This is a genomic window from Thermodesulfobacteriota bacterium (genome assembly GCA_039028315.1).
Lineage (GTDB): Bacteria > Desulfobacterota_D > UBA1144 > Nemesobacterales > UBA2774 > CR02bin9.
This window is the reverse complement of the sequence record JBCCIH010000080.1, coordinates 1-10,110: the sequence shown is the minus strand read 5'-3', so window position 1 is coordinate 10,110 and position 10,110 is coordinate 1. Positions and strand designations below refer to the sequence as shown.

At 41.1% G+C, this 10,110-nt stretch carries 13 protein-coding genes; 6 read left to right on the top strand and 7 right to left on the bottom strand.

Annotated features, from left to right (window positions below):
* Together AAF462_06420 and AAF462_06415 are read left to right on the top strand one after the other, a co-directional pair.
* The coding region (locus tag AAF462_06420) for an isocitrate/isopropylmalate family dehydrogenase (protein MEM7008757.1) at positions 1–403 on the top strand (403 nt) is incomplete at its 5' end.
* A 17-nt stretch (positions 404–420) separates the two neighbouring features.
* Positions 421–756 (top strand): FKBP-type peptidyl-prolyl cis-trans isomerase, encoded by a 336-nt coding sequence (locus AAF462_06415; GenBank protein ID MEM7008756.1) that lies wholly within the window; start codon positions 421–423, stop codon positions 754–756.
* On the opposite strand, the gene AAF462_06410 is transcribed toward AAF462_06415, so the two are convergent.
* Genes AAF462_06410 through AAF462_06395 form a run of 4 tightly spaced genes read right to left on the bottom strand, consistent with a single transcriptional unit; the run spans position 753 to position 4,979 of the window.
* Positions 753–1,706, bottom strand: coding sequence for a dipeptidase (locus tag AAF462_06410; GenBank protein ID MEM7008755.1), 954 nt, complete (start codon positions 1,704–1,706; stop codon positions 753–755). The two genes, AAF462_06415 and AAF462_06410, sit on opposite strands and share 4 nt — an antisense overlap.
* A gap of 6 nt (positions 1,707–1,712) precedes the next feature.
* Positions 1,713–2,945 carry an AmmeMemoRadiSam system protein B gene (gene amrB / locus AAF462_06405; GenBank protein MEM7008754.1) on the bottom strand — a complete coding sequence of 411 codons (1,233 nt, stop codon included), beginning with the start codon at positions 2,943–2,945 and terminating at the stop codon, positions 1,713–1,715.
* Positions 2,945–4,507, bottom strand: a complete 1,563-nt coding sequence (locus AAF462_06400) for a hydantoinase B/oxoprolinase family protein (GenBank protein ID MEM7008753.1) — start codon at positions 4,505–4,507, stop codon at positions 2,945–2,947. The genes amrB and AAF462_06400 overlap by 1 nt, the downstream gene beginning before the upstream one ends.
* A gap of 10 nt (positions 4,508–4,517) precedes the next feature.
* Positions 4,518–4,979 (bottom strand): hypothetical protein, encoded by a 462-nt coding sequence (locus AAF462_06395; GenBank protein ID MEM7008752.1) that lies wholly within the window; start codon positions 4,977–4,979, stop codon positions 4,518–4,520.
* Positions 4,980–5,063: 84 nt separating this feature from the next.
* Here AAF462_06395 and AAF462_06390 point away from each other — a divergent pair, with 84 nt between their 5' ends.
* Positions 5,064–6,014: an NAD-dependent epimerase/dehydratase family protein gene (locus AAF462_06390; GenBank protein ID MEM7008751.1), complete on the top strand. Its 951-nt coding sequence runs from the start codon at positions 5,064–5,066 to the stop codon at positions 6,012–6,014.
* Between the two features lies 1 nt (position 6,015).
* Here the strand turns inward: AAF462_06390 and sucD are convergent, their stop codons facing one another.
* The 3 genes from sucD to AAF462_06375 form a co-directional block, all read right to left on the bottom strand.
* Entirely contained in the window at positions 6,016–6,885 is an 870-nt protein-coding gene (sucD, locus tag AAF462_06385; GenBank protein MEM7008750.1) for a succinate--CoA ligase subunit alpha, read from the bottom strand.
* Positions 6,886–6,994: 109 nt separating this feature from the next.
* The gene (locus tag AAF462_06380; protein MEM7008749.1) at positions 6,995–7,864 is read right to left on the bottom strand and encodes a YicC/YloC family endoribonuclease; all 870 of its coding nucleotides are present in this window, start codon (positions 7,862–7,864) and stop codon (positions 6,995–6,997) included.
* On the bottom strand, positions 7,861–8,397 hold the full coding sequence (locus AAF462_06375) for a DUF4416 family protein (protein ID MEM7008748.1): 537 nt from the start codon (positions 8,395–8,397) through the stop codon (positions 7,861–7,863). The genes AAF462_06380 and AAF462_06375 overlap by 4 nt, the downstream gene beginning before the upstream one ends.
* A 107-nt stretch (positions 8,398–8,504) precedes the next feature.
* Here AAF462_06375 and AAF462_06370 point away from each other — a divergent pair, with 107 nt between their 5' ends.
* From AAF462_06370 to AAF462_06360, 3 genes are all read left to right on the top strand, one after another.
* Entirely contained in the window at positions 8,505–8,993 is a 489-nt protein-coding gene (locus AAF462_06370; GenBank protein ID MEM7008747.1) for a hypothetical protein, read from the top strand.
* A 3-nt stretch (positions 8,994–8,996) separates the two neighbouring features.
* Positions 8,997–9,797, top strand: coding sequence for a 4-hydroxy-tetrahydrodipicolinate reductase (gene dapB, locus AAF462_06365; protein ID MEM7008746.1), 801 nt, complete (start codon positions 8,997–8,999; stop codon positions 9,795–9,797).
* 44 nt (positions 9,798–9,841) lie between these two features.
* Positions 9,842–10,110, top strand: a 269-nt coding sequence (locus AAF462_06360; protein ID MEM7008745.1) for a tRNA-guanine transglycosylase, incomplete at its 3' end; no start/stop codon positions are given.

Below are 10,110 nucleotides of genomic sequence, written 5' to 3'. Positions count from 1 at the left end.
TGGCTGTATGAAACTTGTACAGGACCCGACCCAGTTTGACATACTTCTGCTCGAAAACTTATACGGCGACCTGCTTAGCGACCTGTGCGCAGGCTTAGTCGGTGGGCTTGGTGTAGTACCTGGCTCAAACATAGGGGATGGTAGAGCAGTTTTTGAAGCAGTACACGGCTCTGCTCCCGATATAGCCGGCAAAAACATAGCAAACCCTCTAGCACTGATGATGTCATGTGTAATGATGCTTAATTATCTTACAGAAAATGAAGGGATTGAATATTACGCAGAATGCGCAACAAAAATCAGAAATGCTTATAACAAAGCTGTTGAGCTTGGCGCTACTACAAGAGATCTTGGCGGTGACCTAGGTACTCAAGAATTTGCCGACGCTGTGATTGAGAGAATGTAAAACTAGTGCAGGTCAAAGTGAAAATTGCCAAAGGTATAAAACTTCTTAGTGAAACACAAGGCGAAGGTGAAATTGCTAAACCTGCTGACCGAGTTAGTTACAACTGTAGGATATCACTCAATAATGGCGATGAAGTTCGATTCCTCGAAAATCAGTCAGACAATCTTAAAACCAGGGAATTGATAGCAGCTGTGAGGCTTACTTTGATTGGAATGAAAGTAGGTGGATACAGGAAAGTAAAGGCTAGCCCGCATCTAGCTTACGGGAAAGAGGGGATAGAAGGTCTAATACCTGCAAATGCTGTATTAGTAATTGAATTGTGGCTGACAAAAGTTAGCAACAATAATATTTAACTTAAATTGCTTTTCATTACCCTTAAAAAATTGCCGCTCATAATTTTCTCAACTCTACTATCGCTATATCCTTTTGAACAAAAATACTCTGCAATCTTTGGCATGTCAGCAATTGTTTCCAGGCCCTGTGGAAAATCCTCAATTCTGGCCCCGTCCATATCGCTCCCAATTCCAACATGATCCTCACCGCAAAGGTTTACCATATAGTCCACGTGAGCAAATACTTCTTCAAGCGAAGGAGTTTTATCACTCATTTTAAGAAAATAGTTGTATAGCACAATCCCTGTGACCCCGCCTCTTTCAGATATAGCTCGTAGCTGTTCATCCCTCAAGTTTCTTGTATGATCGGTTAAAGCTCTAGCGTTAGAATGGGTTGCGATAGGAATTAGCTGTGTTAGTTCAATCGCCTCCCAAAAGCACTTTTCATTAAGGTGAGATAGATCAAGCGTAATTCCTAGCTCATTCATTTTATGAATAAGATTCACGCCCTCATCTGAGAGACCATCTTCAGAGTCGCTTCCTGAGGCAAATTTGTTTTTATTATTCCAGGCAGGGCCGATTATCCTTATGCCCCTTTGATAAAAACCATCAAGATCACTCACATTTTCTACTGGATCAGCCCCTTCCATCAAGGTTAGAAAACCGATCTTATCGTCTTGGCCAAATCTATCCAGATCATGCGCAGTTTTAATTTGGTAGACATCATTACTATATTGCTCATAGATCTTATCATATGTATCCAGCTGCTCGCTGGCGGATTCAGCTGATTTGTCGGGTTTATGTTTAGGATGAATAAATACTGTATTGAAAACAATGCGCACATTGCCCTCTTTAAGCCAGGGCAGGGTAATCATGCAAGGGGTCTGAGGGTTTACGAAATCCCTTTTGAAATAGTTTAAGTGAAAAGCTATGTCCTCGTGCGCGTCTATGATTAAGAATTTTTTTGACATATTATCTTATGAATAAAAACCTAAGCTCGCAAAGCTCACAACTGATCCAGTATCGGGTTCAAGTGCTTGATCATATCCAAGCAGCTTACCATTATCAGCGTTAATTGTACTAAGTGTGGCATAAATAGAAGACAGGCCGCATACTCTTCGCCAGTCTTTTTCTTCTTCCACAGATCTGTAAAAACCCTCCGCATCTAATTTCTCGCTAAACTCCAAGCTTCGAATATCCCTTTGTTCTATCTTAGTTAGTATCTCCTCATTTACTTCTTCCCTATCCCCAAATTTAGGCCCGACGTGGGCCATATCGACTCCTGCTATTATAAACGCTTTGTCTCCTAGCTCGTTTATTATTTTTGAAAAACTATCTAAAAATTTAGATACCCGCTCATCTTGGCTGGGTGATTTACCTTCTTGCACTAGGCTGAAAAAGGAGTTGCATAGTATAGGGACGATTTTATAATTTTTCTGCTCTCCAAGAACATACTGTAAGAATGCAACCTGAAACTCAATTGAGTGCTCAGTTCTATGAGCAATCTCACCCTCAAATAGGTCCCAATTACACTGTGTCTCCAATCTATCTATGATCTCGCTATCGCTCTCGGCAATTCCAAAAGGGGTCTCAAAGCTCTTTCTGGTTAAGATAAAAGGGTTATCAACCTGGGCGTAATGAGATGTACCGAAAATAATGTAAGTATCTGCGCTACAGCTCTCATCTAGTTCTCTGTACGCCTTTGCATAGAGATGCCCGCCCCTTGTGTAGTCTATATGAGGAGATATCAAACCTTTGAGCGTGCCGACAGGTTTTTCAAAAGGCTCTTTGTGTTGTGCCTCTTTAAAAAATTTCTCAAACCACTCTACCAGCTCAGCTTTTTCAATTGGGTAAGAAAGTCCTGCTTGGCTAGAGGGCCTAACAATTGAAGTATAAAAATCTTGGGCGATTTTATTTTGATGGTCACTAAACCTTTTACTGTCTAAAAAAAGCGCATCGTCTAATTGACCAATTAACTGCGCTAGTTCCTGGTCGGGAATTCTCTCGCCAAATTTTTCCTCGCATTCTTTTTGAATGTCTTCAATAGTGTTCTGTCCGTCAAACAGGCTTATGATGTAGACCGTCTCTCTGGAAAGCAGCATAACCTTATCACTTACATTATTCGGGTCTCTAAGGCATATAAGCCTCTGCCCCTCATGTTCAACTGGAAAAGCTTCAATCGGGTTTAATTTTGGTTTATCTATATTCATTATCTAGCCTTACCCCATCCACCACCGCCGGGGGTTTCGATTCTGATTATATCATTCTTATTTACATCAAAACTAGCTTTGGGCTTAATTATGCTTCGTTTATTGTTTCTGATGAGTAAGTTTCTGCCTTTTTTCCCAGGCTCACCGCCTTTTATACCATAGGGAGCAAATCTTCTTCTCTCCGTTATCATTGACACCGTTGCCTTAGATAAAAACTTATACTCTCTTACTATTGCGTCTCCACCCCTGTATTTGCCATTTCCGCCGCTATTTTTCTTAATTGAGTAAGAGTTAATCATAACTGGAAGCTCTCTTTCAAGTGATTCAACAGGAGTGTTAAGTGTATTAGTCATATGAGTTTGTACTGCGCTTACTCCCTCTAGTCCGTATCTGCCACCCATGCCACCAGCTATGGTCTCATAATAGGCGTAGCTTCTATTTGTCCTTGGGTTTATCCCCCCGAATGTGAAATTACTCATCGAGCCTGCGCTTGCAGCCTGCACTTTCTTAGGCGCCGCTTTTGAAAGTGCGCCGAATACGACATCTACTACCCTTTGAGAAGTTTCAACATTTCCCCCGACAACGGCCGCTGGGTACTGAGCGTTCAAAATGGAATCCTCATCCACTATTATCTCAACTGTTCTCAGCGGCCCTGAGTTAAGCGGCATGCTCTTAGGAGCAAGGCACTGAAAAACATATATAGTAGCTGCAGTGGTAACACTGTAAGGCGCGTTAAGATTGCCTGCAACTTTTGGCGAGGTTCCTCTAAAATCTACTTTTGCTTTAGAGCCTTTGATTCTTATTTTTGCCTTTATCGGAATCTTTGTTGTTCCTGCGCCATCATTATCCATGTAATCCTCAAATTCGTACTCGCCATCAGGAATTTGCTTTATAACATCCTTCATTATTTTCTCGCTATAATTTAAAAGCTCATCTCCCGCTTGTTTTACTTTATTGAGCGAATATTTTTTAATTGTCTCTACAAGTCTTTTCTCCCCAAGCCCAATTGCTCCGATCTGGGCATTAAAGTCACCCTCTCTTTCCTCGGGGTCTCTAGTAGATTTTAGGATCTGGTCAAACAAGTTCTTATTCAATCTCCCCTTTGTATATAGTTTGGACGGGGATATTAAGATGCCTTCTTCATCTATTGATGTGGATAGCGGCATAGAGCCGGGTGTAAGGCCTCCAATATCTGCATGATGTGCTCTTGACGCCACAAAAAATTCAAGCTTCCTGTTATAGAAGACTGGCATAATACATGTGATATCGGGAAGATGGGTGCCACCCTGAAATGGGTCATTTAGTACCAAAACATCACCTTCATTTATCTGCGGCATATCAAGCACGGCTCTTACAGCAAAACTCATAGAACCAAGGTGAATAGGTATATGTGCCGCCTGCGCTATCATATCTCCGTTTGATTGAAATATGGCGCAAGACAGATCTCTTCTCTCTTTGATATTGGGAGAAAACCCTGCCCGTATGAGTACTACGCCCATCTCCTCAGCGATAGAACTTAGAATGTTCTGATATATCTCAAGTTCAAATGGACTAAGAGGCATATTTATTAAATCACTCTGAATCTTGAGCGGGCGGAACAGAAATTTGAGAATAGTTCCAGTATTTACACTGCTCTGAGTTGAAATATTTTATAACAGAATTAGGAACAAAATTCTTAACCGGGCTTCCTGGGATTATGTGATCTCCGTTATGGCATTTTTGGACAAGCTGAAGATATTTTATCTCTGCGCTCTCACCTTTATCATATGGTCCCTTAATATTTTCTGATACTTCTACGGTTGCTGTGCATGCAGCCAAGAGCTCCGGTACAAAATTTTGAGCGCCTTCTTTAGCTGTGCACTCTTTAGACTCATACGGCGCTTCGCACTCAATTTTAGTAACCCGTCCCTCAACTGCAAAATCAGAGCTTTGCAAAAGCTCTTCTTGAGTACATGGGGCTGGAAGTGCTAAAGATAACCCCGGAAGTAGTGCTGACAGTAAGATAAATACTGGTATTATTAGTTTATAGTTCATATTTTCATACTAATGTTATTTTATTCTTTGTCAAATTGTAAGGCAGATTGGGTATATTGATAGCAAAATGTAGAGAGGAGCTTTATGAAAGTACTTGTGACCGGGGCCTGTGGTTTTATAGGTTCTAGCCTATCTGAAAGGCTTATAGAAGAGGGTATGGAGGTCGTAGGGTTAGATTCCTTTTTTGATTACTACCCCCGCAAGATAAAAGAACGAAATATAGAAAATCTTCTAAACAATTCAGGTTTTAAGTTTGTTGAGGCGGATATTTTAGAAGTTAACTGGGATGAGATTTTATCTGATATAAGTGGTGTTTTTCACCAGGCGGCAATAGCAGGAGTAAGGGCAAGCTGGGGAGGAAGTTTTAATCAATACGTTGAGAATAATATACTCGGTACTCAAAAGCTTTTAGAAGCATGTACTGATAAGAACCTAGATAAATTCGTCTATGCCTCCTCTTCATCAGTCTATGGTGATTCTACGGACTTGCCTATCAAAGAGACTTCCCCCACAAATCCGGTATCTCCATACGGAGTCTCAAAACTTGCCGCAGAGCATCTAGCCTGCTTATATAGCAAAGGTTATGGAGTACCCACGGTGTCTCTTAGATACTTTACAGTCTATGGACCAAGGCAGCGCCCGGATATGGCGTTTCATAAATTCATCAGCGCGGTAATGAAAGGGGATCGGATTGATATTTACGGCACCGGCAAGCAGACTAGGGATTTTACATACATTGATGATGCTGTCGAGGCAAACCTCCAAGCCTTTAAAAGCGGCAGAGCTGGAGAGGTCTATAACGTTGGCGGCGGAAGCAGAATAGAACTACTAGATGCAATTAGATTGATTGAAGAGATTGTGGGCAAATCAGCAAACCTGGTTCACACAGACCCTCAAAGAGGAGATGCCAAGCACACTTTTTCAGATATCACTAAAGCAAATACGGATTTTGGATACAATCCCAAAGTAGATGTAAAAATCGGGCTTGAGAAACACTACGAGTGGTTAAAAGAAAATATTTCTATTTATGATTGATTTATGAAATGGCAGCTTTTAGCGTCTCGCCCATCTCAGCTGGGCTAGGGCATACCTTAACCCCGGCATCTTCAAGAGCGGCAACTTTGTCTTTGGCGCTTCCTGAGCTACCTGAAATAATGGCACCTGCATGACCCATTCTTTTTCCTTTCGGCGCTGTTGACCCTGCAATAAATGCGACAACAGGTTTATCTACGTTTTCTTTAATGTATGCGGCTGCTTCTTCTTCAGCGCTTCCGCCGATCTCACCGATTAAGATAATCGCCTCTGTGTCGTCATCCTGATTGAAAAGTTTTAAAACATCAATAAATGTGGAACCGATAATTGGGTCTCCGCCTATTCCTACTGATGTCGACTGTCCTATTCCAAGCTCTGATAGCTGCCATACTGCCTCATATGTTAGGGTTCCGCTACGTGAGATAATTCCAACATTTCCAGGTGTATGAATATAGCCGGGCATAATACCAACTTTTGCCTCGCCTGGGGTCATAACTCCTGGGCAGTTTGGCCCGATTAGGGTTACGTCTTTTCCTTCCATGAATTTTTTTACTTTAACCATATCAAGTGTCGGAACGCCCTCTGTGATGCAGATCACAAGCTCAACGCCAGCGTCAATTGCTTCTATCATGGAGTCCATAGCAAACGCAGCCGGTACAAAAATTAATGAGGTGTTTGCTCCGGTCACTCTTCTTGCATCTTCAACTGTGTCAAAAACCGGGAACCCTTCGACCTCTGTTCCGCCTTTTCCTGGTGTTACTCCGCCAACTACCTGAGTTCCGTAATCACGGCACTGGGTGGCATGAAAAAGACCTGCACTTCCGGTGATACCCTGCACAATTACCTTGCTATCTTTGTTTACTAAAATGCTCATAATCTAGGACTCCTTTGTGTATTCTCGTAAGTTAATGGTTAAGTAAAAACCGTGGAATCATAACACACGGGGCTTAGTGTTTCAAATAACCTCAATGCCAACTTAATTTCTATTCTATATTTTGAACCTGTTCTCTTATCTTCTCCATCTCGGATCTAAGGTCTATAATGCAGTGAGAGATAGTCGCATCTTTAGATTTAGCTGATATTGTGCCGGCCTCTCTGTTCATTTCCTGAAGAAGGAAATCTAGCTCTTTTCCAATTGAACCTTTCTTGCTGCAAGTTTCTCTGAATTTACTTATGTGGGCCTTAAGCCTAACTATCTCTTCTGTGATATCGCTTCGTTCTGCCAAGAATGCTGTTTCCTGATATAGCCTCTCTTCATCGATCTTTGTGTCTTCAAGCAGTTTCTCTATTCTTTCTATAAGCCTGGCTGAGGTGTTTTTTAAGAAATCTTTTCTTTTGGACTGGATGGTGCCAGTTAGCTTCTCTATAGTTTTAAGCCTCTGTTTTATGTCTTTTTCAAGCTTTCGCCCTTCTGAGGCCCGGGCGTCATCAAGCTTCTTGATTGCAGCTAGCACAGTCGTTCTAATTTGATTAGTCTCGTTTTTACTAAGGCTCTTGGTTGATTCGGAAGAGAATATCTCCCTTATCATAAGAAAATGCTCAAGTTTAGTCTCTTCTTTTATACCAACCTCTTTTTTTAGTTTATCTATGCTGTTTTTAGCTTTTTTTGCAAGATCAAGATTAAGAGAGATTGTGTTATTAATTGCTGATTCAAGTGTTAGGCTAACCCTTATCTTACCCCTTAGTATCTGATTTTTAACTGCTTCGTTTAACTGATTCTCAATTGACGAAATAAGCTCGGGCAGCTGAAATTTAATGTCTAAAAACCTGTGATTCTCAGATCGAGCCTCAACAGTGAGTTTTCCGCTCTTTGTCTCTATTTCGCTTTTGCCGTAACCTGTCATACTTTTCATATATTTGATTCCTCAGCCAGCTGGCCTGCATATTGTTGTCTTAAATGTTTAAATAACGCTCTCATCTCTTTAGTTCCGTAATCAGGATATGTCCAGTTTAACGTTTTATATTCGTCATTCATATAAATAAGGGTCAAATCTGCATAAACTCCACTGCCTAAGTATGGTCTATGGGAGTAGCCTTTGCCTGTAGAAAGTATTACATGCTCATACGCTATATAGCCAGGGTCTATATTAATACTTCTTCTGTCTTCATATGAAAATACCTCTTCGAGCTTATTTGTAAATGCCTTAACCCCAACGATTTGCTCTCTTGGGATAAGCTTTTTAAATGTTATAAGTTTTCTAAGCAAACCCTCTCCCATCTCATCTTTGTAATAGGTGCTATGATCAAAATGGGTCTCTGGACTCTGATAGTCTATTTCTCCAAGCTCAGCGCTAAGCTTTTTAAGCGCCGTGTTCTCAGACTCGGCTTGGTTATAGATAAGGCCCATAAAAAGTTTTACATAAGGGGGTTCATTTAGTTGGCTCATATCAAATCTCTTTATAACTGCATAGTTAATACACAAAAATTATCTTGAATTCTACAGCCCAGCAATTATTCTATTGCTCATTATAAACCAATATCGGGAAAGTTATAATGAAGCTTAAATATATTAACGCGGCACTTCTTCTCATTGTTACATTTGCAGCCATTTCCTGTGCAGATAAAACAATAGTGGATACCAATCCAGAAAGGCCTAAATATGATCCTTCGCCGACTGTAGTAGTTGAGAGATTTCTCAGAGCACTTCAGCAAGAGAATTTTAAGGAAGCGTATAAGTACTCTTATGCTCCAAGCATCGATGAAGCAGGATATGTCATTCAGATGAGAAAATTGTATAAAGATAATGATATTAGGATTAATAATTTTGAGGTCATAGGAGTTCAAATCTACGAGTTTAGTTCTACAGTAGCTGTCGAGCTTGACCAGACACTAAAATCACCCACTACCGGACAGGTTACGAACTTAAACCAAAAAAGCAGGTATTCTCTAGGGCTGTTTGATAAAAAATGGAAAGTGACCGGCGGTGATTGTTTTGAGAACTGTGTTGAGGAAGCCGTTCCAGAGATAGAGATCACGGAATAGAATATGATAAATGTATCAATAATGGGCGTTTGCGGCCGGATGGGAAAAAGCATTTTCCATCTCCTAAACGCTGATAGTGACATCCAGATAGTAGGCGGAACTGAGATTAACGAGCATCCTGATATAGGCAAGGACATTGGACTTGCTCTAGGAGATAGTGAGGTAGGGGCCACTATAAGCTCATCTACACAAGATGCATCAAGTAAAGCTGATGTGATTGTCGACTTCACTTCTCCATCTTCTACCTTAGATAATGCGCGTTATGCCGCTGCAAATAATATTGCAATGGTAATCGGTACGACAGGATTTGAAGATGATCAGAAAGCCGAGTTAACAAAGCTTGCGCAAAATTTCCCTTGTGTTTTATCGCCTAATATGAGCATTGGTGTAAATGTAATGTTTGAGGCTACAAAAAGATTGGCCGAGATATTAGGTGAGGACTATGATGTTGAAATCATTGAAGCTCATCACAAACACAAAATTGACGCTCCAAGCGGCACAGCGCTTAGGTTAGGTGAGTCTGCGGCAGAGGGGCTGGGTCGAGATTTTTCAGCCTCTGCTAGGTTTGAGAGACACGGAGTAATTGGCGAGAGAGGAGAGAAAGAAATAGGTATGCAGACAATAAGGGCAGGGGATATTGTGGGAGAGCATACGGTTATGTTCTGCGGATCTGGCGAGAGGATAGAGCTTACCCACAGAGCTATGAGCCGCGATAATTTTTCAAAAGGAGTCCTTAGAGCAGTAAAGTGGCTTCCAGGAAAAGATTCTGGAATCTATACCATGAAAGAAGTGCTGGGTATCTAAATCTATATAGCTCTTTTTCTACTTTTCTACTTCTAACGGAAAATATGTTCAGTTTCGAAATAAAAAAGAATGATGAAACCACCCGAGCTAGGCTGGGCAAAATGACAACAGCCCACGGCGAGATTCAAACCCCTGCGTTCATGCCTGTGGCAACGCACGCAACAGTCAAAGGCATTTCATCAGAAGAGATCTTAGATATGGGATTTCAGATGATAATTGCAAATGCTTATCACCTTTATCTAAGACCCGGACATAAGAGAATTGAAAAACTGGGCGGTCTTCATAAGTTTATGAATTGGAACAAACCCATTAC

What these genes read in the sequence shown, in the direction of transcription:
- AAF462_06410 (MEM7008755.1), bottom strand. Translation starts at nt 1,706, where the DNA reads ATGTCAAAAAAATTCTTAATCATAGACGCGCACGAGGACATAGCTTTT.
- amrB (MEM7008754.1), bottom strand. Translation starts at nt 2,945, where the DNA reads ATGAATATAGATAAACCAAAATTAAACCCGATTGAAGCTTTTCCAGTT.
- AAF462_06400 (MEM7008753.1), bottom strand. Translation starts at nt 4,507, where the DNA reads ATGCCTCTTAGTCCATTTGAACTTGAGATATATCAGAACATTCTAAGT.
- AAF462_06395 (MEM7008752.1), bottom strand. Translation starts at nt 4,979, where the DNA reads ATGAACTATAAACTAATAATACCAGTATTTATCTTACTGTCAGCACTA.
- AAF462_06390 (MEM7008751.1), top strand. Translation starts at nt 5,064, where the DNA reads ATGAAAGTACTTGTGACCGGGGCCTGTGGTTTTATAGGTTCTAGCCTA.
- sucD (MEM7008750.1), bottom strand. Translation starts at nt 6,885, where the DNA reads ATGAGCATTTTAGTAAACAAAGATAGCAAGGTAATTGTGCAGGGTATC.
- AAF462_06380 (MEM7008749.1), bottom strand. Translation starts at nt 7,864, where the DNA reads ATGAAAAGTATGACAGGTTACGGCAAAAGCGAAATAGAGACAAAGAGC.
- AAF462_06375 (MEM7008748.1), bottom strand. Translation starts at nt 8,397, where the DNA reads ATGAGCCAACTAAATGAACCCCCTTATGTAAAACTTTTTATGGGCCTT.
- AAF462_06370 (MEM7008747.1), top strand. Translation starts at nt 8,505, where the DNA reads ATGAAGCTTAAATATATTAACGCGGCACTTCTTCTCATTGTTACATTT.
- dapB (MEM7008746.1), top strand. Translation starts at nt 8,997, where the DNA reads ATGATAAATGTATCAATAATGGGCGTTTGCGGCCGGATGGGAAAAAGC.